This is a genomic window from Microbacterium sp. CCNWLW134, from assembly GCF_037083565.1.
Lineage (GTDB): Bacteria > Actinomycetota > Actinomycetes > Actinomycetales > Microbacteriaceae > Microbacterium.
Genome location: NZ_JBAOJU010000002.1, coordinates 865,650 through 889,533 on the forward strand (window position 1 = coordinate 865,650; position 23,884 = coordinate 889,533).

The following is a 23,884-nucleotide window of genomic DNA, read 5'->3' on the forward strand; positions in this document are numbered from 1 at the left end:
CATACTCGAACGTCACCACACCCCCAGGAGCACTGACATGGCCTCGCACCCCGTTTCCGGCATCCAGCATTCCCTTCGCGCGGGCGATTACGAGGCCTGCATCGCCAGCGTCGGCGCGACGCTGCGGTGTCTGACCTTCCAGGGCCGCGACCTCGTCGTGCCGTTCGGCGCCGACGAGGTGCGTCCCTCGTACCGTGGGGCGACGCTCGCGCCGTGGCCGAACCGGGTCGTCGACGGCATCTACACCTTCCGTGGCGTCGAACGTCGCGTCGCGCTGACCGAGCCGACGCGCGGGCATGCGCTGCACGGCCTGGCGTCGTGGCTCGACTTCGAAGCGATCGACAAGGGCCCGAGCCACGTCACGCTCGCGGCGACCATCGTCGCGCAGACCGGTTACCCCTGGGAGCTCGGGCTCGAGACGACCTTCCAGCTCGCGGCCGACGGCCTCACCCAGACGGTGCGGGTGCACAACCGCAGCGACGAGCCCGCACCGTGGGGGACGGGGCCCCACCCCTATCTCGTCGCCGGCCCCGGACTTGTCGACGAGTGGTCGCTCGAGCTCCCTGCCGACGACGTTCTCACCGTCACCGATGACCGGCTGATCCCCGTCTCGCTCGAGCCGGTCGAGACTGCCGGCGCCGAGCGCTTCGACTTCCGCCGTGCTCGGCGGATCGGTCAGGTCGAGATCGACCACGCCTACACCGGGTTCGCCCGGGATGACGACGGCTTCGCCTCCGTGCGGGTGACCGCGCCCGACGGCACCGGGGTCGCGATGACCTGGGACACGGCCTGCCCGTGGGCCCAGATCCACACCGCCGACAAGCCCGACAAGGCCGTCTCGCGCCTGGGCCTCGCCGTCGAGCCGATGACCTGCGCGCCCGATGCGTTCAACGCCGGCCGCTACGACTTCGACGCCGGTCTCATCGAACTGGGGCCGGGCGCGTCATCCGCAGCCTCCTGGCGGATCTCCGCCATCGCCTGACCGGGCGTCGACGGGCCCCTCCTCCCGGCCGATCGGCCCCGACCGGTAGCCTGGGAGCGAGGGGGTGACGATGGGTAAGACCGCCGAAGCCATCGGCGAGGGGGTCTCGATCGCCGCCGCTGCCGCCCGCCTCACCGTGCGCAATCGCATCCTCGTCGAGACGATCGCCAACGACGAGACGTTCCAGTACGAGCCGTTCGAGCGGTTCGCCAGGACGACGCTGCTCGCCCTCGCCGACGAGCAGGACGCCGCCGCCGATCTCGCCCGACGTCAGCGCAAGAAGGCGTGGGGGAAGTTCTCCGACCCCGACGGCACGCACGACTACCGCGACCGCGACACCCGCAACCTCCGCCGTCGACGCCGGCAGTACGAAGGGGTCGCGAAGCGGCTTCGTGAGATGGCCGACGACCCCGAGGCGGTGCGCGATCTCGTCGAGAACGCCCGGGATGCCGCGTGGGGCGACGTCGAATCGAACCTGCAGCGTCGGCTGCGGGTCGAGGCGATGCGTCCCGACCTCGACCCCGATTACGAGACCATGCGGGGAGCGCGGATGCAGGCCCTGCGCCTCGTCGACCTCCCGCGCCTGTCGGCGCATCGGCGGGCTCGGCAGCGGGAGGGCGACCCGTCGTGACCCGGCCGCGGCTCGATTCGCGGCGCCGCGCCCGGTGGGGTATTCTCATGTGGTGCTCGCGCGCCGGAAACGGTTGTGAGCGCGGGCGCCCGTAGCTCAATGGATAGAGCATCTGACTACGGATCAGAAGGTTAGGGGTTCGAGTCCCTTCGGGCGCGCACTGTGTTGAGACAGTGAAGAAGAGGTCCCCATCGGGGGCCTCTTCTGCTGTCCCCGGCCCTCTTCGCGCTCCGACCGGGCGGTCAGTGCTGAGCCGCGGTCGACGTCGTCTTCCCGTCTGCGAAGCGAGCGCGCGCCCCGTCATGGCGGCCCACGACCGGCACATGTTCGGTGGCGGCGGCAAGGCCCATCGGCTTCGTCGAGACGTACATGCTCTCGGCGCGTTCGACGAGGAACGTCTCGTGCCAGATGCCGACGGCCCCCGGCGCCTTCCGGGCGCGCTGGTTGAAGGCCGTCCAGGCCGGCCGATGCTGAAGATCCATCGACGACGCGTAGGCGTAGAGCTTCTCGACCGACGACCAGTACTGGACGACATAGGGCCCACCCGCCCCGAGGAGCAGCTGCGCTCCCAGGAGCCCGGAGTCCGCGTCGGTCATCTGCTCCCGCAGCATTCTCGGCATGGCCGTGAACACCGGCACCCACTGGTCGAATCGCCACCATCGGTTGATCTGCATCCCGATGTGGAAGACCACGAGTTCTCCCTCGTGGCGGTGCGTCATGCGGCCTGCGACGATCTTGCTCATCATGGAGTCCTTTCGATAGTGACGCTATCCAGTAGGGATAGTTATACTATCTAATGCAAGGAGGGATATGCGCATCTCGGAGCTCGCGGCCACAACGGATGTCGCCGTGCCGACCATCAAGTACTACCTGCGGGAAGGCCTGCTGCCCGAAGGGGTCCGCACGGCGGCAACCCAGGCCGACTACGGCACTCGGCACGTCGAACGGCTCCGCGTCGTGAGGGCGCTCGTGGCCGCAGGGGTGAGTGTGGCCGAGATCCGCCACGTCGTCGCGGCGCTCGATGACCCGCCGGCGGGACCCTACGATCTGCTCGGCATCGCACATGCGGCCGTGACCCCCAGCGTGCCCGACGACATCGACACCGCCGGTGCTGAGGATCTGTACGAGCGACTGGGTGGAAAGCCCGGCACCTGCGAGCCTCGCCTGCTCGGCGGGCTCGCCGCGGCGCTCGCGACCCTCGAGCGGGCGGGTTTCCGCGTGCCGACCGATGTTCTCGACGCCTACGTCCGTTCGGCGCGGCGGATCGCCGACGCGGAGATCGCCGGTATCCCGGACGATTCGATCGAGAGCGCGGTGCGGTATGTGGTGCTCGGCACCGTCTTGACCGAACCACTGTTGCTGGCCCTTCGTCGCGCTGCGCAACAGATCGTCTCGAGCGAGCGATACGGCGCCTGACGCCGCGCGACGTCAGTCGGAGTCGGCGATGGTGAAGCCCGTGGACTCGCGCCGCACGACCCGGAAGTCGGGCTTGTAGGTCTCGGGCGGCCGGCGCTCGCCCTTCTCCGAGATCCGCTCGATCAGGCGATCCACCGCGATCGCGGCGATCTCGTCCCGCCCGATGTCGATGGTCGACATCGAAGGGAGGGAGTACGTGCTCTCGTCGATGTTGTCGAAGCCGATGACGGCGACGTCGTCGGGTACGCGCAGTCCCTCCTCGCCGAGCGCCCGCAGCACGCCGAGCCCCAGCGTGTCGGTGAGAGCGAAGACCGCGTCGAACTCGATGCCGTCTTGGACGAGCAAGTGGGTGGCCGCGGCGCCCCCCGCGCGGTTCCAGTCCGACATCACCGTCGGTCGCACGAGGGTCGAGTCGAAAGGGAGGCCGGCGCGCTCGAGTGCCCGGCGATAGCCGCGAAGCCGGAGATTCGCCGAGTTGGCTTCGTCGTCGCGGTGCCGCGGGTCGGCCCCGATCAGGGCGATGCGGCGCCTGCCGATCTCGATCAGGTGCTCCGTGGCGGCCTGGGCGGATGACATGTTGTGCATGGTGACGTGGTCGGTCGGTCCCCCGAAGATCCGCTCTCCGAGGAGCACGAGGGGACCGTTGACGGCGAGAAGCTCGGCGTCCTCCTGGCCGAGGCTGACGGGGCTGAACAGCAGACCGTCGAGGAAGCGCGGACGACTGCGGGAGACCACGCGCATCTCGGCATCGCGCTGGCCACCGGTCTGCTGGACCATGACGCCGAGGCCTCGCTTCTCCGCGGCGCGGATCACCGCGTCGGCGAGTTCCGCGAAGTAGTTCTCGCGGAGCGAGGGAACGGCCAAGCCGATCACGCCGGTGCGTCCCGACCGGAGGCCGCGCGCAGAGAGGTTCGGTCGGTAGTCGAGCTGCTTGATGGCGAGGTTCACACGCTCCCGGGTGTCCGAGCGCACGTGCGGATAGTCGTTGATGACGTTCGAGACCGTCTTGATGGACACGCCGGCCACCCGTGCGACGTCGTGCAACGTCGGTTCCATCGGTGCCCGCCTTCCGTTCTTTCGAACTCCTCCCACATCTTGACACGTCGCATCGCGAATGCCATGGTGTCTATAACGTTGTAAATACAACGTTGTAATCAATGTTGACCATCCCCAGCGCGCTCGCGTCCGTCATTCCGCTGATCGTGATGCTCGGCCCGCGCCGCACGTCCTGCTGAACCTGCCCTTCCCGAAAGAGAAGCATGATCCGCGCACACCTCACCATCGACCCTCACTTCGCCGTCGGCCCCATCAACCGACGTCTGTTCGGCTCCTTCGTCGAGCATCTCGGGCGGTGCGTCTACGACGGCATCTACGAGCCGGGTCACCCCTCGGCTGATGAGGAAGGCTTCCGCGCCGACGTCATCGATCTCGTGCGCGAGCTCGGCGTGTCAACGATCCGCTACCCCGGCGGAAACTTCGTCTCGGGGTACCGGTGGGAGGACGGTGTCGGACCCCGCGAGGAGCGGCCCCGCCGGCTCGACCTGGCGTGGCATTCGACCGAGACGAACGAGATCGGCCTCGATGAGTTCGCCTCGTGGATGAAGAAGGTCGACGGCGAGCTGATGTACGCCGTGAACCTCGGCACCCGCGGGGTGCTCGAGGCCCTCGACGTGCTGGAGTACGCCAACATCCGCTCCGGCACACGGCTCTCGGACGAGCGCGTCGCCAACGGGCACGCCGAACCCCACGATATCCGCATGTGGTGTCTCGGCAACGAGATGGACGGGCCCTGGCAGCTGGGCTACAGCACGGCGGAGAACTACGCGCAGCTCGCGGCCACGACCGCGCGAGCGATGCGTCAGGTCGACCCCGATCTCGAGCTCGTCGTCTGCGGCAGCTCGGGTGCGGGAATGTCGACGTTCGGCGAGTGGGAGCGCGTCGTCCTGGAGCACACGTACGACAACGTCGACTACATCTCCTGCCACGCGTACTACGAGCCCGAGGGCGACGACCTGGCGAGCTTCCTGGCATCGGGCGTCGATATGGATCGCTTCATCGAGGCGGTCGTGGCCACCGCCGACCACGTCAAGGCGATGAAGCGGAGCGAGAAGACGATCAACATCTCCTTCGACGAGTGGAACGTCTGGTACCAGTCGCGCTACAACGAGGTCGACAAGATCACGGATGTCGCGGACTGGCCGGTCGCACCCAGGCTGCTCGAAGATCGGTACACCGTGCTCGACGCCGTCGTCTTCGGAAGCCTCATGATCTCGCTCATCCGGCACGCCGACCGGGTGACGTCGGCGAGCCTCGCGCAGCTGGTGAACGTCATCGCGCCGATCATGACCGAGCCCGGCGGTCCGGCGTGGCGTCAGACGACGTTCTACCCCTTCTCGCTGACCTCCCAGCTCGCGCGGGGTGTCGCCCTCGAGCTGAAGCTCGACAGCCCGACCTACGAGGCGGCGAAGTTCGGCGAGGTGCCGATCGTCGACGCCGTCGCGACGATCGATCCTGACAGTGGCGCCATCACGGTCTTCGCCGTAAACCGCAGCCTCACGAACGAGGTCACTCTCGAGATCGACTCCACGGCGCTCGCAGGTGGCGTCTCATCCGCGACGGCGACATCGATCTTCGACGACGACATCCACGCTGCGAACACACTCGAGCAGCCCGACCGGGTGACGCCGAAGGCCAACGACTCGGTGGAGATCGCCGACGGCGCCGTCGCCCTGACCCTGCCCCCCTGCTCGTGGACGGTCCTGACCGCCGAGTGAATCTCCGCCCGTCCGTTCGCTCACGGCGAACGCCGCGGTACTTAGCACTCTCCACCCTCGAGTGCTAACCTGGACGTACTTGAGTCAAGCTGACTCAAGTTCCGGATTTCGTCCAGTGAAGGAGACCGAACATGGCAACGTACGACCCGTTCCGTGACCTCGACCGTCTCGCGACGAGCTTCTTCGACGCCCGTCGCGGCCCGCGCCGCATGCCGATGGACCTCTACCGCGACGGAGACCACTACGTGCTCACCGCCGACCTGCCCGGCATCGACCCCGGCTCGGTCGACATCGACGTGGACGGCCAGCTGCTGACCATCCGCGCCGAGCGCACGCTCAGTGCCGGTGACGGCGTGAAGTGGATCACGCGCGAGCGTGAGGCCGCGAGCTTCGTGCGACAGCTGAACCTCGGCCAGGGCATCGACACCGACCGCATCGCGGCCAGCTACAGCAACGGCGTGCTCAGCGTCACCATCCCGGTGAGCGAGAAGGCCAAGCCACGCAAGATCGAGGTCGCCACCGAGAACGGCGCGCAGGTGCTGCAGGCGCACGAGAGCGCTTCGGCGTCGAGTGCGGCAGATCACCCGCAGCCGGTCGAGCAGTAAACCGCGTCCGTCGACGGAGCATCTCGCGACGCCCCCGTCGGGTCCTCACTCGGCGGGGGCGTCGCGCGTCCGGAGCTTGGTGGTGAGTTCGCGCAGTTGGGCGAGCTCGGACTCGTTCAGCACCGACATCCGCTCCGCGATGTGGGCGGCATGAACCCGTGCCACGTCGCGGAACGCGCGGGCGCCCGCCTCCGTCGCCCGGACGAGCGACCCGCGCCCATCATCGGGGTCGGGGCGCTTCGTGACGTATCCCCGGGCGACCATCCGGTCGACCAGACGCGACACCGAGGGCTGGCTGACGAGCATCAGGCGCGTGATGTCACGCAGTCGCGCGGTCATATCGGGCGCCCGGGTCACCGTCAGGAGCACGTCATACTCGCCCTGCTGCAGCGGCGCATCGCTGAAGTCGCGGCCCAGATCGGCGAACAGCTCGTGCTGCGCACGAAAGAGGCTTTCCCATGCCTCGACGGCGAGGCGACGATCGTTCACGGCCCCAGGGTATCCGGTGGCGGCGACGCCGCCATCTAGGCTGAGCGCATGCCGCGAACGCGTCGGATCACCGCCACGGTGCTGACGGTCCTCCTGGGGGTCGTCGGCCTCGTCGGCCTGGCGGTCTCCGCACAGCCCGCCTCCGCCTCCGGCGACCTCGACGACTTCGTGTTCGAGAGCATGCACGCCGAGTACACCCTCGGCCGTGAGGATGACGACACCAGCACCCTTCGCGTCGTCGAGACGTTCGTCGCGGTCTTCCCCGAGGATCAGAATCGCGGCCTGCGCCGGGAGATCCCCGCCGATTACAACGGTCAGCCCACCTTTCCCGACCTGGTCTCGGTCACCGACGAAGAGGGCAACCCGAGGCCGAGCGAGGTCGAGACCGACGGGAACTGGATGATCGTCACATCTCGCGCCGACGACTTCCTCTCCGGCCGGCAGACATTCGTGTTCACCTACACCCTGCGCAATGTCACCGACTTCTTCGCCGACACCAGCGACGAGTTCTACTGGGACGTCAATGGCAACGGGTGGCGCCAACCCTTCGGTGAGGTCACGGCCACACTCGTGGTGCCTGCCGACCTGGCCGGCGCGCTCACCGGAGCGCACGCGTGCTACGTCGGGAGGTTCGGCGCGGAAACCACGTGTCCGATCGAGGTCTCCGACAGCGGGGAGGGCGCCGTCGTCACCGCCGGCGCCCGTGATCTCGCACCGACGGAGACGCTGACGATCGCGGTGGGATTCGAGTCGGGCACCTTCGCCCGATTCGATGACTCCTACCTCGCGTCGGGCTGGGGGTGGGCCCAGGGGGTGGCCGGCATCGCCGGCCTCGGTATGCTCGGCGCGGCGATCGTGGTCAATCGCCGGTCGCTGAGGAACGAACCCGGGCGACCGACGATCATCGCGGAGTTCACCCCGCCCCCCGGCATCGACGCCCTGGAGAGCGCGCTGCTGCTGGGCAAGACGGCGAAGGCGATCCCGGCCGAGGTGCTCGAGCAGGCGGTGGTCGGAAGCATCCGGATCCTCGAAGGGGAGAAGCGGTGGTTCGGCAGCGCCAAGCTGCAGGCGGAGCTGATCGACGCCGGCCGCGCCGACCGCGATGGACGGATGCTGCTGGAAGGCCTCTTCGACGAGGAGCTCCGACCCGGCGAGATCTACGAGTTCGGCGGCAACGACACCCATTTCTCCCGCACGGCCCAGAAGATCCTCGCGGCGGGGCGCAAGGAGCTGAAGAGCCGGGGGCTCTACCGCACCATCCCGGCGCGGGTGCGGGCATGGCCGATCGCCGGCGCACTCCTGATCGGAGTGCTCATCGTGCTCCTCGGCGTGTTCGCTCTGGCAGGGTCGGTCGACCCTCTGCTGCCGATCGTCATCATCGTGCTCGGGTCGGGGCTCACGATCGTGACGGTCGCGGTGCTCTCGACGCGGCCGTTGAGCGCGACCGGCGCCGAGGTGCGCGACCACCTGGAGGGTCTGAAGATCTTCATCGAGTGGGCGGAGGCCGATCGGATCCGGATGCTGCAGACTCCGACCGGTGCCGAACGGCGCCCGGTCGACACCGGCGACCCTCGCGAGATGCTCCACCTCTACGAGCGGCTGCTCCCGTACGCGGTGGTCTTCGGCCAGGAGAAGGAGTGGGCGAAGCAGCTCGCCATCTACTACGGCGACGACACCCCCGGCTGGTACGTCGGTACGGCGGGGTTCAACGCCGCGGCCTTCTCGGCGGGCATCAGCAGCCTCTCCGCTACGGCGGCGGCGTCGTCGAGCTCAGGCGGCTCGAGCGGGGGAGGCTCCGCGGGCGGCGGGGGCGGCGGCGGTGGGGGCGGGGGCGTCTGACGCATCGCAGCCCGGGGCCTACCCGATCCCGCGGCAAAGCGGAACCCCTCCCGCTTCTCATCTGAGGGGGGCACGGTGGAGTCATGGTCGTCATCGGATTCCACGCCTCGCACGAACAGATTCCGCCGAGCGCGCTCCTGCGCGATGTCCAAGGAGCCGAAGCCGCCGGCTTCGACGCCGCGATGTGCTCGGACCACCTGTCGCCGTGGGGTGTCCGCCAGGGCGAGTCGGGGTACGCGTGGTCGTGGCTGGCTGCGGCCCTCGCGACCACGCGACTGTCGTTCGGCGTCGTGACCGCCCCCGGGCAGCGTTACCACCCGGTGGTCCATGCACAAGCGATCGCGACGCTGGGAGAGATGTTCCCGGGCCGATTCTGGGCGGCGCTCGGCAGCGGTGAGGCGATGAATGAGCACGTCACCGGCGACGAATGGCCCGAGAAGGACGTTCGCAACGCCCGTCTGCTCGAGAGCGCGACCGTGATGCGGCGTCTTCTGGCAGGCGAGGAGGTCAGCCACGACGGCCTCATCCGCGTCGATCGTGCGCGAGTGTGGTCGAGGCCCGAGGTGCCGCCCCCCTTCCTCGCCGCAGCGGTGAGCACGCAGACCGCCCGCTGGGCGGGGTCGTGGGCTGACGGCTTCGCGACGGTCGCCCAGGCCCCCGAGGTGCTTCGCGACGTCCTCGACGCCTACCGCGAGGGCGGCGGAGCAGGCCCCCTCGTGCTGCAGGTGCACGTGAGTTTCGCCGAGACCGACGCCGAGGCCATCGCGCTCGCGAAGGACCAGTGGCCGAACGGGCTGGTGTCGCCGCCTGAGGCGTGGGACTTCGAGCAGCCCGAAGACTTCGATCGGGCCGTCGGCGAACCCGATGAGGCCGAGCTCCGCAAGGCGGTGCTGGTCGATCACGACCCCACCGCGCTCGCCGAGCGGATCGCCGAGCTCGTCGACATCGGGTTCGACCGGGTCTACCTCCACCACGTCGGGCGCGATCAGGCCGACTTCCTCGCGGCGTCCGAGCGCAGCATCCTTCCCCGCCTCCGGGAGCTCGTATGAGGATCACCGACACCAGCGACCTGTGGTGGAAGAGCGCGGTCATCTACTGCCTCGATGTGGAGACCTACTTCGACTCGAACGGTGACGGCATCGGTGACCTGCAGGGGCTCGCGGCGCGGATCGACTACCTCGCTCAGCTCGGCGTGACCTGTCTGTGGCTGATGCCCATCTATCCGACTCCCGATCTGGATGACGGCTACGACGTCGCCGACTTCTACGGGATCGATCCGCGGCTGGGGTCTTTCGGAGACTTCGTCGAGGTCATCCGCACCGCTCGCGACCGGGGCATGCGGGTCATCGTCGATCTGGTCGTCAACCACACCTCCGATCGCCATCCCTGGTTCCTCGCAGCCAAGCGGAGCAAGAACTCGCCGTTCCGCGATTTCTACATCTGGCGCAGCGACCCGCCGCCGAAGGGTCAGAAGAACCCCGTCTTCCCGGGCGAGGCCGACGGCATCTGGAACTACGAGGAGAAGACCGAGGAGTGGTACCTCCACAGCTTCTACCCGCACCAGCCCGATCTGAACATCGCCAACCCGAAGGTGCGCGACGAGATCGCGAAGACCGTCGGGTTCTGGCTGCAGCTGGGGGTGTCGGGGTTCCGGGTCGATGCCGTGCCGTCGCTGCTCGAGATCCCCGAGATGGCCGATCCTCATCAGTACCTCCGGAACGTGCGACAGTTCCTGCAGCGGCGGTCGAGTGAGGCGGTGCTCCTCGGCGAGGTCAACCTGCCGTATGACGAGCAGGTCGCGTACTTCGGCGGTGAGGACGGCGACGAGCTGACCATGCAGTTCGACTTCGTCGCCATGCAGCGGCTCTACCTGTCGTTGGTGCGTCACGATCCTGCGCCCCTCATCGAGGCTCTCTCGTCACGGCCCGACCTGCCGGTCGAGGCGCAGTTCGCCAACTTCGTGCGCAACCACGACGAGCTGACCCTCGATCAGCTGAGCGAGGACGAGCGCCAGGAGGTGTTCGAGGCGCTCGCGCCCGACGAGAGCCAGCGGATCTACGGGCGAGGCATCGTGCGGCGGCTGCCGACGATGCTCGGTGGTGATCCCCGCCGCATCCGCATGGCCTACAGCCTGCTGTTCACCCTTCCGGGCACCCCGGTGCTCTTCTACGGGGAGGAGATCGGCATGGGCGAGAACCCCGAAGACAAGAGCCGAGAGGCGGTGCGGACGCCCATGCAGTGGTCGGGGGAGCGGAACGGGGGATTCTCGGATGCCGCGCCGTCGCGTCTTCCCGCGGCGGTGCCGGGTGACGGGTACGCCCCGGAGCACGTCAACGTGGCCGACCAGATCGAAGACCGCGACTCGCTGCTGCACTTCGTCCGCGGTCTCATCGCGCGATACCGCATCTCGCCGGAACTCGGCTGGGGCTCGCTCGAGGTGATCGAACACGATGTGCCCGCGGTGATGGTGCACAAGCTCGCGGCCGACGTCGGCGCGATGGTCGCCGTGCACAACTTCGCAGACGTGCCGGCCACGATCTCCTTCGCCCTGCCGGATGAGCCGGAGGGGACCCGGCTGGTCGATCTGCTGGCAGCCGACCGGATGCCACTCGACGGGAAGGGGCGCATCGAGATGGAGATCGCCCCGTACGGGTTCCGCTGGTTGCGCGTCTCGCGCCCGGGGGACGGACGGGTCTCCTGAGGAGATCCCGGGAACGCGGCTGCGCGATCGAGATCGGCGCGACGCGCGGTTAGCGTGGCCGGGTGAGAACCGCACGCCGGAGCCGAGCGCGCCTGATCTGGACGGTCGTCGCCCTCCTGGTCGCCGCGTTCGCGGCGGTGCTGCCCCACCTCGATGTCCTCGTCGGAGGGCTCGTTCCCATCGCCCAGGCGCTGATTCCCGTGGGCGCCATCGGGTTGCTGGTGCTCGCCGTGGTCCCGCTGTTCTTCCGAGCCTGGGCGGCGGCCGTCATCCTCGTCGTCGGGGCGGTGCTGGCGGGGCTTCCCGCCCTCACTCCGCTGCGCGCCGGGACGGAGTGCGCGGCGGACGCGTCGATCACGGTCGTGGCCTTCAACGCGAAGTTCGCCGGAGCCGACCCCGCCCTGCTGGCCGCGCGCATCGCCGACGCCGACGCCGACATCGTCGCCCTGGTCGAGACCGATGAGGTGCACATCGAGGCCGTGCTGAGGGAACGGGGGCTCGCTGCAGCGCTGCCGCACCGCACCCGGGAGACGACGGAGGGCGGGGTGAGGGGCAGCGTGATCCTTTCGGCGTTCCCGCTCCGCGGTGAACAGGAAATCTCGGGGAGCGTGTTCGATCAGGTCACCGCGGTCGCGACGTTGCCCGGGGGTGACGAGGTTCGGGTGGCGGCGGTGCACCCCCCGCCTCCGGTGGGGCAGCCGGTCGATTGGCGGACGGCGATCGGCGCGCTCGATCGCTGGATCGGCGAAGCACCGGATGAGCGCCTCATCGTCGCGGGTGACCTGAACGCGTCGTATGCGCATCCGGGGTTCCGTGAGCTCGCGTCATCGCTGCGGAGCGCGGCCGAGGCGGCCGGACCGATCCCGTGGCCGACGTGGCCGCAGGAGAGGCCGGTGCCGGCATTCACGGCGATCGATCACATCCTCGCGCGCGGTGCGGTGCCGACAGGGTGGGACAGCTTCTCCGTGCCGGGGAGCGACCACCGCGGGGTGATCGGCGACTGGGCGATCTGCTCGGGGTGAAGGCCGCACAAGTAAGGGCCGGTCGGAGAGGCTCCCGACCGGCCCTTGTCCCTTGCACCAAGAGTGTCCTGCAATCACATGTCGGTAGCTGCCACAGCAAAACAACTACCGTGCGAGCACTCTATAACGGGGAGATAACGAAAGGGAAGGGCTGGCCGTTACCTTTTCGTGATCGATCTCCGCCGGTCTAGGAGAGCACGTCCTTCGTCGCGAATCGGAGCATCGCCGCCGCTCCGAACACGGCGATGTAGCCGCCCTGCAGGAGGGCATTGGCCGCGAACGAGTCCCAGATGACGGGAGAGCGCAGCAGGTCGCCGAAGTCGAGCCACCGGTCGGTGAAGAGCCACGGGTGCAGGGCGTCCAGCTGGGGGATCGCCCCGACGATCTGCGCGGCGACGGCGAGGATGGCCGTCGCCGCCATCGCACCGATCGGCACCGTGGTCAGGGTCGAGAGGAAGAGGCCGATCGCCGAGAGGCCGACAAGCGAGATCGATGCGTAGGCGCCGACCGCGAGCAGTCGCAGCAGTCCTTCGCCCATCGACACCTGGGCGCCCGACACGAGTGTGACCGGCCCGATCGGGAACAGGATCGCGCCCACGATCGATCCGACGATCACCACGGTGAGGGTGGCGGCCACGCAGAACACCACGGCGCTGAGGTACTTGACCAGCAGAAGACGGATGCGACCGGCGGGCGCGATCAGCAGATAGCGGAGCGTCCCGTGGCTCGCCTCGCCCGCGATCGCGTCGCCGGCCGTCACGCTGACGGTCAGCGGGAGGAAGAGCGGGATCGCCACCGTGAGAGCGGCCAGCCCGACGAACAGCCCGTTGTCGGTGATCTGATCCAGGAACGCGGGGCCGCGGCCGGGGTCCGAGCCGCCGACGAATCGGATCGCCACGCCCAGCAGGAGGGGGATGAGCGCCAGCGCGCCGAGCATCGCCCACGTGCGCCACCGTCGGAACTGGACCGACAGCTCACTGCCCAGCAGCGCCAGCGTCCCCCATCCCCGAGGGGCCGACGACCGCGCCACGGTGGACTCAGGCGACGACATCGAAACCCTCCCCGGTCAGCTCGACGAAGCGCTGCTCGAGGCTCTCGGTCACGACGGCGAAGCCCCGCACGCGGACACCGGCCCCGACGAGAGCCGCCACGATCGCCTCGGGAGAGGCCGTCTCCGGCAGGGATCCGGTGAGCGTTTCGCGGTCGGACGAGGCATCCGAGGCATCCGTCTCGACACCGAGCGCGGCGAGCACCCCGCGCGCCGATGCGAGGTCGGGGGTCTGTACCCGCACCCGCGCCCGCGCACCCGAGCGACGGAAGTCGTCGAGGGTGCCCTGGGCGACGAGGCGGCCGCCGCTCATCACGCCGACGTGGGTGCACAGCTGCTCGACCTCGGCGAGCAGGTGGCTGGAGACGAAGACGGTCGTGCCGTCCGCTGCGAACGAGCGGATCAGCGCCCGCACTTCGCGGGTGCCCTGCGGGTCGAGACCGTTGGTCGGCTCGTCCAGCACGAGCAGGTCGCGCGGCATGAGGAGTGCGCTCGCGAGCCCGAGGCGCTGCTTCATGCCGAGCGAGTAGGCGTGAGCCTTCTTCTTCGCCGCGTGGGACAGGCCGACGCGGTCGAGCGCGGTCGCGACCCGCTGTCGGCGCGTACGACCGGACGAGTGCCGATCGGCGGCGTCGAAGCGGCGGAGGTTCTGCTCACCGGTGAGGAATGGCGAGAAGGCCGGACCTTCGACGAGGGCGCCCACCCTCGGCAGGACGGTGTCGAGCGAGCGCGGCATCGCCTCTCCGAGCACCTCGGCGTCGCCGCTGCTCGGGCGGATGAGTCCCAGGAGCATCCGGATCGTCGTGGTCTTCCCCGACCCGTTCGGCCCGAGGAAGCCGAAGACCGAGCCGCGGGGAACGGCGATGTCGATGCCGTCGACCGCGGTCTGGCTGCCGAACCGCTTCGTGAGGCCGCGCGTCTGGACGGCCAGCTCTCCGGAGCGGGTCTCGTCAGGACGGGTCGTCACCGGCGGGCGTCAGCGTCCCGCGACGTCGACCAGGCGCTGAGTGGGCACGGCGCCGACGAGGATCCGCCCGTCGTCGGTGATCATCACGCTCACCAGAGAGGTCTGGACGACCCGGCCGCCGTCCACGGCGGTGGTGACGCTGTCGAGCATCGCCTGCTGTTCGGCGTCCATCCCCGGGTTCGCCAGTTCGACCACGGCGGACCAGCCCTCACCGACGACGCGGGGTGCCGTCTCCTCCTGCGGCGTCGAGAGCTCGCCCTGTTCCCGGTCGATCGGAAGGGGCACGTCCTTCTCGGTCACCTCGAGGCCGGCGGCGGGTTCGAACGCGAAGACGCTCGCGTCGGGGGCCGAGAAGTCGACCTGCGTGAACGCGACCTGGAAGGCGGGCTCGGTGGCACCCCGAGCGGTGACGGAAGCCGAGAGGGCGACACCGGTCTCGCCATCGATGGCGAACCGCACGTCGCCGACCAGGGTGTCGTCGGTGCGGGGTGTCAGGACCAGCTCGTAGACCTCGCGTCCGGCGACCCGCGCGTCGGTGCCCACGGTCACCTCGGTGCTCTCGTCCAGGCGTGCGAGCGCCTCGTCGAGCATCTCGTCGGGGGTCGGCAGCGCGTCGCCGGCCTCGGGCTTCTCGGCGCCCTCTCCGTAGGTATCCCGCAGCTCTTCTTCGTCCGGCAGCACCAGCTTGGTCGCCGACTGGCTTTCGCTGTCGACGTACCAGATCTCGCCGGCCGCGCCGTCGACGTAGACGTTGCGCTCACCGAGTCGATCGAGCACCTGGAGACGTGCGCTGTCGCCGTCGAGATAGACCTTCGCGGTGTGCGAGCCGGTGACGAGTGAGACCAGATCCTCGATCTGCGCCGATGATGGGCCGTCGCCGGCGCCTTCCATCGGTCCGGTGAGGGCACCGATATCGGGGAGACCCAGCTCCGACTTCTGCTCGATCGTGCCGCTGAGCGCCTCGACATCGCTCGCGCCCGCGAATGCGATGAGCTCTTGCGGGGTCTTATCGGGAAGATCGACGGCGCCGCTGGCGGCCATCGGCACGGCGATCGCCGCACCCGCGAGCAGGGGCACGGCGACGACGGAGGTCCAGATCACTGAACGACGAACGCGTGCGCGAGGGCCGGGGCTCATGCGACCAGGCTACGCCGGTCGGGGGATTCCGACCCGGGTCACGGCGAACCCTCAGGATGCCGCGCGTCGCGCAGCGGCGAGATCACGACGATCAGAGCGGCGACGGCGAAGATGCCGGCGGCGACGCCGATCGTGGGCTGAAATCCCAGCCAGGTCATGAGGACGCCGGCGAAGAGCGCTCCGAAGAAGAAGACGACGCGGTTCATCGTGCGGATCGTGGAGTTCATCCGTCCCTGAAGGCTGTCCGGGGCGACGGCCTGGCGGTAGGAGATGTCGTTCGCGTCTTCGAGTCCCATGCCCAGACCGGAGAGAAGCTGGACCAGACCGACCACGACGAGCACCGGTGCGGTGCCGCTGGCGGCGGTCAACGGCGCCAGCGCGAGGACGAGCCAGGGGATGGCGACAAGAGTGCGTCCGAGGAAGATGGCGCGTCCTGCGCCGAGGCGCGCACCGACGCGCGGTGCGATCAGGGCGCCGGCGAAGCCGCCGATCCCCCCGGCGGCGAGGGCGAGGCCGAACGCCCACGAGGGCAGACCGAGCTCACGCAGGACGTAGACCGCGAGCACGGTGGTGACGATGCTGTTGGCCAGGAACCACACGTGAATCGAGATCGCGAGAGGGCGCAGCGTGCGGTGCCGGTAGGTGTAGCGCATCCCCTCGACGATGTCGTGGCCGACGTGTCGTCCCGGAGGGCGCGGGGTGCTTAGTGGCTCGGTGATCGCGATGCGGGATTGCAGGATCGCGGCGATCGCGTTGATGACCGCCTCGATCACGAACAGGATCGAGGGCCCGACGAGGTTGAGGAGGAGACCGCCGAGGGCGGGTCCTGCGGTTCCCGCGACGGTTTCGCTCTGGCCGAGGCGCGCATTGGCCTGGACGAGAGAGCGTCGCGGCACGATGCGGGGGAGAAGGGGTTGCGCGGCGGAGTCGGCGAACAGGGTGAGCACGCCGAGGGCCAGGGTCACGACCGCGAGAGTCCAGAAGTCGAGAATGCCCGTGACGAGGAGGATCGCGAGGACGACGAAAGCAAGAACCCGTCCGATGCTGGTGAGGACGAGTGTGCGCTGCCGTCGCCAGCGATCCATGAGGGCGCCGACGATGAGGCCGAGGAACAGGTAGGGCACGACGCTCAGGGCGCTCAAGACGCTGATCTGGGCGGGCGTCGCGGCGAGAACGGTGACGATGATGACCTGGATGGCGACGGTCGCCATGGAGCCGCCGACCGCTCGGAGAGTGGACGCGCCCCAGAAGTAGGCGAAGGGTCGCAACCGCAGGATCTCGCCGTCCCGACCGGCTCCGTCGCGCATCCCCACAGACTAGGCGGTGCTCCGAATGTCATCCTTTCGGGGGACGCGAAGCGTCTGCGCCCTCTTCTAGCCTGATCGGCATGACTGACGTCCTGGTCTGGGGAACCGTCCTGCTCGTGCTCTGCATCCCCGTCGTCTTCGTCGGGGTGGGGGTCGCCTCGCTGCGGCACCGCGCCGACGCCGACGGCTCGCCGTCGTCATCCGGGGGTCTTCTCGGCTTCGACGAACTGTTCCACCCGGCTGCTCACGACGCACGGCTGGCGTGGGAGTCCGAGCAGCAGATCCCCGTTCCCGCCCCGACGCCCGATCGTGGTCCCGGTGTCATCGCGGACGGGAAGACGATCGTCATCGAAGTCAGCGACTGAACGACCGGTTTCGGATGTCCGATCCGGGGACTACCGTCCCACCCATGGCGATCGATGAGCGCACGCTGACCTGGATGCTCGACACCGACCCCGCTCTGCGGTGGCAGGTGGAGAAAGACATCGCTCACGCGCCGCCCGAGATCTGGCAGGCCACCCGGGCGCGCGTGTCTCGCGAGGGGTGGGGTGCGCTGCTGCTGTCGACGCAGGACGCCGACGGACAGTGGGCGGGAGGAGCGTACTTCCCGGCGGGATACTTCGACAGCGAGGAGGCGCAGCAGCCGGGTCAGCCCTGGAATGCCACGACGTGGACCCTGAAGGACCTGCGCGAGTTCGGCGTGCCCGCCGATGCTCTCGGCGACACCGCCGAAAAGCTCGCGCAGAACAGCCGCTGGGAGTACGACGACCTGCCCTACTGGGCTGGTGAAGTGGACGTCTGCATCAACTCCTTCACCCTGGCCAACGGGGCCTGGCTGGGCGTCGACATGTCCGGACTGGCGGAGTGGTTCCGCGAGCACCGCCTGGCCGACGGCGGATGGAACTGCGAGGCCGAGGAGGGCGATTCGGTACGGTCGTCGTTCCACTCCACGTTGAATGCGCTGCGCGGCCTCCTCGCCTATCAACGGATCACCGGCGACGGCACGCTCACCGAGGTGCGCCGCACGGGAGAGGAGTACCTGCTGTCTCGGAAGCTCCTGTACCGGGCGTCGACCGGTGAGCCGGTCGCGCCCTTCGCCACCCACTTCCTGTATCCGAACCGCCACGTCTACAGCGCGCTCGCGGCGCTCGACTACTTCCGCGACGCCGCGGAGTACGACGGCCTCCCACCCGATGAACGACTCGCCGAGGCCATCGAGGTCGTCCGCGACCAGCGCCGGCCCGACGGCACCTGGATCCAGTCACGCCGCCTGCCCGGACGGGTCTGGTTCCACATGGATGTTCCGGAGGGTGAGCCGTCCCCATGGCTGACGCTGATCGGCACCCGGGTGCTGGCGTGGTGGGATGCGGCGCACGACGTCGCTGTCGGGTGAGCCGAGCGTCTGGGGCGTCAGCTTTTCGCGCCGGTGAGGGCGAGCGTCCCGCCGAGGCCGATCATCATCACGCCACCCGTACCGGACATCGTCGCCATGCGGCGGGGTGAGGTCGCGAACCACGCTCGCGCGGTTCCGGCGGCGAGCGCCCAGGCGCTGTCACAGACCAGGGCCAGCGCTTGGAAGATCAGCCCGAGCACCAGCAGCTGCGCCCAGACGGCGCCCGCTGCGGGCTCGACGAACTGGGGCAGGACCGCCACGAAGAAGGCAATGGTCTTCGGGTTCGTCAGTCCCACGATGAACCCCTGGCGAAGCAGTCGCCGCGTGCCGACGGCAGGCGTCGACGCGGCACCGACGCGCTCGTGGCGGTGTCGGATCGCCTGCACCCCCAGATAGATGAGGTAGAGCGCGCCGGCGATCTTCAGAGCGGTGAAGGCGACGATCGAGGAGGCGACGATCGCCCCTACCCCGAAGGCGACCGCGACGACGGCGGGAACCGTGCCGATCGCGTTGCCCACCACGCTGAGCACTCCCGCCCTGCGGCCCAGAGCGATCGAGCGGCCGACGACGAACAGCACGCTCGGACCCGGGATGAGGATGATGACGACCGATGCGACGACGAACGCCGCGACGTTCTCCCAGGGCATCATGGGCACACGCTACTGGTCCGCAGGTCAGGAGCGCAGCGGCGAGCCCACCACGTCGAAGCGGAAGCCGCCGAAGGCACCGGAGAGAAGCGGCCGCGCCTCGGCGATTTGCGCTTGCACCTCAGGCAGGGCCAGCGAGGCGCGGTGCGCGTCGGCGCTCCGCCACATCTCCATCACGAAGACCGTGTCGGGTTCGCTGTCGTCGACGCCCACCTCGTAGGCCAGGCACCCGATGTCGGCGAGCGGAGCACCCGGCCGGGTCAGAAGAGCGATCAGCTCGTCGCGCTTTCCGGGCACGGCGCCCAGCGTTCCCACGTTCACGAAGGTCATGCCGTGGACGATACCCGCGACCACCCCCACTGGCGTCGGGCGATGCGTCCGGAGCTCACGGGTCGGCGTGCCACGTGGTGCTGACCGCCTCCGAGACCATCGGATCGCAGAAGAGCTGCGCCTGCTCGATCAGCCGACGCGCTCGGCTTCAGCCCTCCGCCGCCACCGCCCTGCGGATGAGCCCGCGGATCTTCTTCTCCGCCGCTTCGGTCATCTCGAGCAGGGCGAACGAGACGGCCCACATCTCGCCGTCGTCGATCGCGGCGTCCTCGGCGAAGTTGACCGTCCCGTACCGCGTGTCGAACTTCGACGCCGGCTGGTAGAAGAGGATGTTCTTGCCGTCCCGGGCATAGGTCGGGAACCCGTACCAGGTCTTCGGGTCGAGGCCGGGTGCCTCTTCACTGACCATGACGTGCAGGCGTTCGGCGATGACCCGATCGGTCTCGGGCAATTCGGCGATGGCGGTGAGGCACGCTTCGAGCTCCTTCGCCTTCTTCGCGGTGCCCTTCACGCCCTTCATCGACCGCAGCTCCTCGGCGCGCTGCTGCATCGCCGCGCGCTCGGTGTCGCTGAACCCGGACTTCGTCGTGGAGCTCTCCGGTGCCATCTCAGGCATCCCCTTTCTGCTGGAGGCGGATCAGATTGCCCGCCGGGTCTCGGAACGCCGCGTCTCGAACGCCGTAGTCCTGCTCGATCGGCTCTTGGACGATGTCGGCGCCCGCCGCCTCGACGCGCTCGAAGGCGGCGTCGAGGTCATCCGTGGCGAGATTCACCCCGAAGTAGCTCCCCTTCGCGATGACGCCGAGCAGCATGTCGCGCTCGTCGTCGGAGATGTCGTTCCCGACGGCCGGCGGGTGGAGCACGATCGCGGTGTCGGGCTGGCCTGCGGGGCCGACGGTGATCCAGCGCATGTCCTCATAGCCGACGTCGAGCCTGACCTCGAAGCCGAGCACATCGCGGTAGAAGATCAGGGATGCCTCGGGGTCGGTGTGCGGCAGGAAACTCGAGTGAATCGTGATGTCCATGGCTTCACGCTAGAGCCCGCGTCATCGCGGCGCTTCTCGATTCCTGATCGGTCTGGTCACCTGCCGGGCGATGCAGGGCAGCATCCCGGGCCGGAACGGCGCGCCGCGCTCACGATAGACGCTGGGAGGCACACCGACCAGCTCGGTGAAGCGCGTGCTGAAGGTGCCGAGCGATTGGCATCCGACCTCGAAGCAGACCTCGGTCACTGTGAGATCGCCGCGACGCAGGAGGGCCATCGCCCGTTCGATGCGACGCGTCATCAGATACGCATACGGCGACTCGCCGTACGCGAGGTGGAACTGGCGGCTGAGGTGTCCTGCCGACATGTGCACGCCGCGGGCGAGGGCGCTGATATCGAGGGGCTGGGCGTACTCGCGGTCCATCCTGTCTCGCACCCGGCGCATCAGCACGAGTGTCTCGAGGTCGGGTCGCTTGCCCACGCCCCGATGATCGCACGAGGCGACCGGGTCGTGTGGACCGCCGCTTCGTCACTCCTTGTCGATGATGGCGTCTTCCGCCGTGGCCATCGCCGCCGCGCCCTCCTCCGGGGATTCCGAGCCGGCGTCGGCCGCGGAGTTCTTCCCTCCGTCCGCGAGGGGCTCGGAGCTGCCCGACCGGTCGTCGCCCGACCGGTCGTCGCCCGATCGGTCGTCGGTGTCGTTCTTGTCGGTCATGCTGTCTCCTGATCGTCGTCAGCCCGAGGGGTTGTCCACGGGGCGGTCGTCCTCATCGGTGGTCTCGGGCTGCGTGTTGCCATGGATGTCTCCCGTGATGTCGTTTCGTACCGCCGCGTTGTGCGGCGGGGTCCTGCGGGGTACGAGGTCAGAGGCTTCGGCGCTGTGCGACGAGCGGGCAGTCGAAGGGGTCTCGTTCGCCGAGGCCGACGCGGTTGATGTAGCGCACCACGATCGCGTACGACGCGAGCAGACCCGTCTCGGTGTAGGGGATGCCGAGCCGGAGACAGTAAGCGCGGACGATCGGTGCCGCGTGGCGAAGGTGCGGGCGCGGCATCGAGGGGAAGAGATGATGCTCGATCTGATAGTTCAGGCCCCCCATGAACGTGTCGACGAAGCGACCGCCACGGATGTTGCGGCTCATGAGCACCTGGCGATGGAGGAAGTCGAGCTTGAGCCCGACGGGCACGAGCGGCATCCCTTTGTGGTTGGGTGCGAACGACGCGCCCATGTACACCCCGAACACGCCGAGCTGCACGACCAGGAACACCACGGCGATGCCGGGTGAGAGGACCAAGAGCACCAGCGCGAGGAATCCACCGATCCGGATCGCGAGGAAGAGGATCTCGACCCAGCGGCGCTCGACGGGCTCGCGCCTCAGCACTCGCGCGAGCCCCGACGCATGAAGAGAGATCCCCTCGAGCAGCAGCACGGGGAAGAAGAATGCTCCCTGGTGGCTCACCAACCATCTCGAAACCGGTCCGCGGCGCCGTTGCACCTGTTCGGGCGTGAAGGAGATCACCGGCAGTTCGATGTCGGGATCCGAGCCGATCTTGTTGGGGTTGGCGTGGTGTCGGGTGTGTTTGTGTCGCCACCACCCGTAGCTCATCCCCACCAGCAGGTCGCCGATCACCAGGCTCGTCCAGTCGTTCCACCTGCCTGAGACGAAGATCTGTCGATGAGCGGCGTCATGACCGAGGAAGGCGATCTGGGTGAAGATGACAGCGAACACGACGGCGGTGAACAGTTGCCACCAGCTGTCGCCGACGACGATGAACGCAGCCACTGCGGCGGCCAACGTCAGCGGCAGGAGCACGAGCTTTGACCAGTAGTAGCCGTACCGTCGTCGCAGCAGTCCGGCGCCGCGGATGCGCGCGGAAAGTGCGGTGAAGTCGCTGATCCCGGTGCCGCGCACCCGGGCGGACGAGCCCGTCGACATGACGTCGGCTTCAGTCATGAGGTGCTCCAGTCCACGCGTCTACGTGCTCGATCGGGGAGAAGCGACCGAGGTCTGGGGCAACTTGTGTTCAGGCTACGTCCACGCTGCCGATACGGCAAGGGAATCGGGTACGAGGGAGGTGGCGATCGCCGGACTCAGACGGTGAGACGGCCGGTGATGATCGCGTCGGCGACGTCGCTCAGACGAGTCTGTGTGCTGCGGGCGTGGGCGCGGATCCGGTGGAACGCCGCTTCCATGTCGATGCCTTCGAGCTGGGCGACGTAGCCCTTCGCCTGTTCGATGACCACCCGGCTGTCCAGAGCCCGCTGCAGCTGCGCCTGGGCGAGAACGGATTCTTCGACGGTGCGCTGCTGGAGGATGCTGATCGTCGCGATATCGGCGAGGGTCTTCGCTGCCGTGGCATCGGGCTCGTTCAGGGCACCGATCCGCTCGCCGAACAGGTTCAGCGATCCGATGGTGATGCTTCGCAGCCGCATCGGGATGGCGTGCATCGAGGCGAACCCCGACTCCGTCGCCGCGCTGGCGAAGGCCGGCCATCGGTCGGAGATGTGCGAGAGATCCGGGACCGAGACGACCTGACCTGTGGTGACCGCTTCGACGCACGGTCCCTCTCCGACACGAAGCTGCATCAGACCCACGAACTCGCTGCGCTCACTGGTCGAGACGATCACCTCCAGCTCGCCCCCGGGCCCGCGGAGCAGGATGCCGGCTGCGACGATGTCGAAGATCGTGGTGCACTCGTCGACGAGCACCTGCAGAAGCTCGACGACGTCGAAGTCGTCCACGAGCGAGTCAGCCAGCGCTGCGACGGTGTGCAGCAGCTGATCTTCCCGGGTGCTCATATCAGGATTGTAGGTCTCGGGGTGGGTTGTCGAAGGTGATGCGGCGGGCGATCACGTCGACGGCGACGGCGCGGACCGTGCGCCCCGAGGAGAACGCGTGGGCGCGGAGCACCACCAGCGCGTCGTCGACACCGATCCGCAGTTGCGCGGCGATCATGCCGGACGCCTGATGCATCTCGCGACGTGAGTAAGGGCCCTCCGACATCCCCTCGTCAGCGCTGTCCAGGTCCTGCAGCACGCGTCGGAGGACCTGATGGGCCGCGATGGACGCCAAGACCGAAACGTCTTCGACCAGGGCGGGGGCCAGCGGCCGAGCCGTATGCGAGAAGAGGTCGACCGAACCGACGCTGAGATCGCCCACATGCATGGGAAATGCGAAGAGCGCGCCGATCCGCAGCGATCGGAACGCCTCTCGGGCGGCGGGCCAGTTCGATCCTCCGCCGCGCTGGATATCGGATTCGAGTACCGGATGCCGCGTGCTCAGCGCTTCCCAGCAGGGGCCCTCGCCGAGGTCGATCTGGATCTCATCGATCCGGGCCGCGACGGCATTGCTCGCGCACACCGTCTGGCTGCCGAGCGGTCGACCGAGCGTCGACAGCGCCGCCCCCGCGACGCCGGTGACGCCGACGAAGGGGGCGCAGAGGTCGTCGCCGGGATGCGTGGCGGCGGTCAGGCGCGCAACGGCGGCATCGAAAGCATCCGATTCCGGCCCCTGCCGTGGTGAGGTGGCCATCGCTTCCCGTCCGGACATCGCAGATGAGGGCGACCGACGCGACCGCGAGCGCCCCGACGGAGCCGCCGGGTGCACGTCGAG

At 68.7% G+C, this 23,884-nt stretch carries 27 protein-coding genes and 1 tRNA gene; 12 read left to right on the forward strand and 16 right to left on the reverse strand.

Features of this window, described 5'->3' with window-relative positions:
• Window positions 1-37 precede the first annotated feature (37 nt).
• The 3 genes from V6S02_RS14680 to V6S02_RS14690 all read left to right on the forward strand — a co-directional run bounded on the left by V6S02_RS14680 (window position 38) and on the right by V6S02_RS14690 (window position 1,771).
• On the forward strand, window positions 38-982 hold the full coding sequence (locus tag V6S02_RS14680) for an aldose 1-epimerase family protein (protein WP_336401443.1): 945 nt from the start codon (window positions 38-40) through the stop codon (window positions 980-982).
• Window positions 983-1,052: 70 nt separating this feature from the next.
• Window positions 1,053-1,613 (forward strand): asparagine synthase, encoded by a 561-nt coding sequence (locus tag V6S02_RS14685; protein WP_336401444.1) that lies wholly within the window; start codon window positions 1,053-1,055, stop codon window positions 1,611-1,613.
• 85 nt (window positions 1,614-1,698) lie between these two features.
• Window positions 1,699-1,771, forward strand: a tRNA-Arg gene (locus tag V6S02_RS14690).
• An 84-nt stretch (window positions 1,772-1,855) separates the two neighbouring features.
• Here the strand turns inward: V6S02_RS14690 and V6S02_RS14695 are convergent.
• On the reverse strand, window positions 1,856-2,356 hold the full coding sequence (locus V6S02_RS14695) for a DUF4188 domain-containing protein (RefSeq protein ID WP_336401445.1): 501 nt from the start codon (window positions 2,354-2,356) through the stop codon (window positions 1,856-1,858).
• Window positions 2,357-2,423: 67 nt separating this feature from the next.
• Here V6S02_RS14695 and V6S02_RS14700 point away from each other — a divergent pair, with 67 nt between their 5' ends.
• Window positions 2,424-3,029 carry a MerR family transcriptional regulator gene (locus tag V6S02_RS14700; RefSeq protein WP_336401446.1) on the forward strand — a complete coding sequence of 202 codons (606 nt, stop codon included), beginning with the start codon at window positions 2,424-2,426 and terminating at the stop codon, window positions 3,027-3,029.
• Between the two features lie 12 nt (window positions 3,030-3,041).
• Here V6S02_RS14700 and V6S02_RS14705 read toward each other — a convergent pair whose 3' ends face one another.
• Window positions 3,042-4,085, reverse strand: a complete 1,044-nt coding sequence (locus V6S02_RS14705) for a LacI family DNA-binding transcriptional regulator (protein ID WP_336401447.1) — start codon at window positions 4,083-4,085, stop codon at window positions 3,042-3,044.
• Between the two features lie 203 nt (window positions 4,086-4,288).
• On the opposite strand from V6S02_RS14705, the gene arfA reads away from it, so the two are divergent.
• The gene (gene arfA / locus V6S02_RS14710; protein ID WP_336401448.1) at window positions 4,289-5,803 is read left to right on the forward strand and encodes an arabinosylfuranosidase ArfA; all 1,515 of its coding nucleotides are present in this window, start codon (window positions 4,289-4,291) and stop codon (window positions 5,801-5,803) included.
• 131 nt (window positions 5,804-5,934) lie between these two features.
• The gene (locus tag V6S02_RS14715) at window positions 5,935-6,408 is read left to right on the forward strand and encodes an Hsp20/alpha crystallin family protein (RefSeq protein ID WP_336401449.1); all 474 of its coding nucleotides are present in this window, start codon (window positions 5,935-5,937) and stop codon (window positions 6,406-6,408) included.
• 45 nt (window positions 6,409-6,453) lie between these two features.
• Here V6S02_RS14715 and V6S02_RS14720 read toward each other — a convergent pair whose 3' ends face one another.
• A complete protein-coding gene (locus tag V6S02_RS14720; RefSeq protein ID WP_124292538.1) occupies window positions 6,454-6,897 on the reverse strand; it encodes a MarR family winged helix-turn-helix transcriptional regulator in 444 nt (147 codons plus the stop codon).
• Window positions 6,898-6,945: 48 nt separating this feature from the next.
• On the opposite strand from V6S02_RS14720, the gene V6S02_RS14725 reads away from it, so the two are divergent.
• The 4 genes from V6S02_RS14725 (at window position 6,946) to V6S02_RS14740 (ending at window position 12,459) form a co-directional block, all read left to right on the forward strand.
• On the forward strand, window positions 6,946-8,736 hold the full coding sequence (locus V6S02_RS14725; protein WP_336401450.1) for a DUF2207 domain-containing protein: 1,791 nt from the start codon (window positions 6,946-6,948) through the stop codon (window positions 8,734-8,736).
• A gap of 83 nt (window positions 8,737-8,819) precedes the next feature.
• The gene (locus V6S02_RS14730; protein WP_141939673.1) at window positions 8,820-9,785 is read left to right on the forward strand and encodes a TIGR03885 family FMN-dependent LLM class oxidoreductase; all 966 of its coding nucleotides are present in this window, start codon (window positions 8,820-8,822) and stop codon (window positions 9,783-9,785) included.
• Complete coding sequence (locus V6S02_RS14735; RefSeq protein ID WP_336401451.1) at window positions 9,782-11,437, forward strand: alpha-amylase family protein; 1,656 nt, start codon at window positions 9,782-9,784, stop codon at window positions 11,435-11,437. The genes V6S02_RS14730 and V6S02_RS14735 overlap by 4 nt, the downstream gene beginning before the upstream one ends.
• Before the next feature lie 62 nt (window positions 11,438-11,499).
• Window positions 11,500-12,459, forward strand: a complete 960-nt coding sequence (locus V6S02_RS14740) for an endonuclease/exonuclease/phosphatase family protein (RefSeq protein ID WP_336401452.1) — start codon at window positions 11,500-11,502, stop codon at window positions 12,457-12,459.
• A 187-nt stretch (window positions 12,460-12,646) separates the two neighbouring features.
• On the opposite strand, the gene V6S02_RS14745 is transcribed toward V6S02_RS14740, so the two are convergent.
• The 4 genes from V6S02_RS14745 to V6S02_RS14760 are packed head-to-tail and all read right to left on the reverse strand — an operon-like array spanning window position 12,647 to window position 16,918.
• Complete coding sequence (locus V6S02_RS14745; RefSeq protein ID WP_124292543.1) at window positions 12,647-13,510, reverse strand: ABC transporter permease; 864 nt, start codon at window positions 13,508-13,510, stop codon at window positions 12,647-12,649.
• Window positions 13,497-14,474 carry an ABC transporter ATP-binding protein gene (locus tag V6S02_RS14750; RefSeq protein WP_124292544.1) on the reverse strand — a complete coding sequence of 326 codons (978 nt, stop codon included), beginning with the start codon at window positions 14,472-14,474 and terminating at the stop codon, window positions 13,497-13,499. Before V6S02_RS14750 ends, V6S02_RS14745 begins: the two co-directional genes overlap by 14 nt.
• Window positions 14,475-14,483: 9 nt before the next feature.
• Entirely contained in the window at window positions 14,484-15,611 is a 1,128-nt protein-coding gene (locus V6S02_RS14755) for a LolA family protein (protein ID WP_336401453.1), read from the reverse strand.
• 38 nt (window positions 15,612-15,649) lie between these two features.
• Window positions 15,650-16,918: an MFS transporter gene (locus tag V6S02_RS14760; protein ID WP_336401455.1), complete on the reverse strand. Its 1,269-nt coding sequence runs from the start codon at window positions 16,916-16,918 to the stop codon at window positions 15,650-15,652.
• 80 nt (window positions 16,919-16,998) lie between these two features.
• Here V6S02_RS14760 and V6S02_RS14765 point away from each other — a divergent pair, with 80 nt between their 5' ends.
• Both V6S02_RS14765 and V6S02_RS14770 read left to right on the forward strand, forming a co-directional pair.
• Window positions 16,999-17,283 carry a hypothetical protein gene (locus tag V6S02_RS14765; RefSeq protein ID WP_336401456.1) on the forward strand — a complete coding sequence of 95 codons (285 nt, stop codon included), beginning with the start codon at window positions 16,999-17,001 and terminating at the stop codon, window positions 17,281-17,283.
• A 44-nt stretch (window positions 17,284-17,327) separates the two neighbouring features.
• Window positions 17,328-18,311, forward strand: coding sequence for a squalene cyclase (locus V6S02_RS14770; RefSeq protein WP_336401457.1), 984 nt, complete (start codon window positions 17,328-17,330; stop codon window positions 18,309-18,311).
• A 17-nt stretch (window positions 18,312-18,328) separates the two neighbouring features.
• On the opposite strand, the gene V6S02_RS14775 is transcribed toward V6S02_RS14770, so the two are convergent.
• From V6S02_RS14775 to V6S02_RS14815, 9 genes are all read right to left on the reverse strand, one after another.
• The gene (locus tag V6S02_RS14775) at window positions 18,329-18,961 is read right to left on the reverse strand and encodes a LysE family translocator (protein WP_336401458.1); all 633 of its coding nucleotides are present in this window, start codon (window positions 18,959-18,961) and stop codon (window positions 18,329-18,331) included.
• Between the two features lie 24 nt (window positions 18,962-18,985).
• The gene (locus V6S02_RS14780; RefSeq protein WP_141939664.1) at window positions 18,986-19,288 is read right to left on the reverse strand and encodes a putative quinol monooxygenase; all 303 of its coding nucleotides are present in this window, start codon (window positions 19,286-19,288) and stop codon (window positions 18,986-18,988) included.
• Window positions 19,289-19,436: 148 nt separating this feature from the next.
• The gene (locus tag V6S02_RS14785; protein WP_336401459.1) at window positions 19,437-19,895 is read right to left on the reverse strand and encodes an iron chaperone; all 459 of its coding nucleotides are present in this window, start codon (window positions 19,893-19,895) and stop codon (window positions 19,437-19,439) included.
• 1 nt (window position 19,896) lies between these two features.
• Window positions 19,897-20,313, reverse strand: a complete 417-nt coding sequence (locus V6S02_RS14790; protein ID WP_336401460.1) for a VOC family protein — start codon at window positions 20,311-20,313, stop codon at window positions 19,897-19,899.
• Between the two features lie 21 nt (window positions 20,314-20,334).
• The gene (locus V6S02_RS14795) at window positions 20,335-20,718 is read right to left on the reverse strand and encodes a helix-turn-helix transcriptional regulator (RefSeq protein WP_124294374.1); all 384 of its coding nucleotides are present in this window, start codon (window positions 20,716-20,718) and stop codon (window positions 20,335-20,337) included.
• Between the two features lie 84 nt (window positions 20,719-20,802).
• The gene (locus tag V6S02_RS14800) at window positions 20,803-20,988 is read right to left on the reverse strand and encodes a hypothetical protein (RefSeq protein WP_336401461.1); all 186 of its coding nucleotides are present in this window, start codon (window positions 20,986-20,988) and stop codon (window positions 20,803-20,805) included.
• 148 nt (window positions 20,989-21,136) lie between these two features.
• A complete protein-coding gene (locus tag V6S02_RS14805) occupies window positions 21,137-22,225 on the reverse strand; it encodes a fatty acid desaturase family protein (protein WP_336401462.1) in 1,089 nt (362 codons plus the stop codon).
• A 137-nt stretch (window positions 22,226-22,362) separates the two neighbouring features.
• Entirely contained in the window at window positions 22,363-23,070 is a 708-nt protein-coding gene (locus V6S02_RS14810) for a GAF and ANTAR domain-containing protein (protein WP_336401463.1), read from the reverse strand.
• 1 nt (window position 23,071) lies between these two features.
• The gene (locus tag V6S02_RS14815; protein ID WP_336401464.1) at window positions 23,072-23,803 is read right to left on the reverse strand and encodes a GAF and ANTAR domain-containing protein; all 732 of its coding nucleotides are present in this window, start codon (window positions 23,801-23,803) and stop codon (window positions 23,072-23,074) included.
• Window positions 23,804-23,884: the final 81 nt, after the last annotated feature.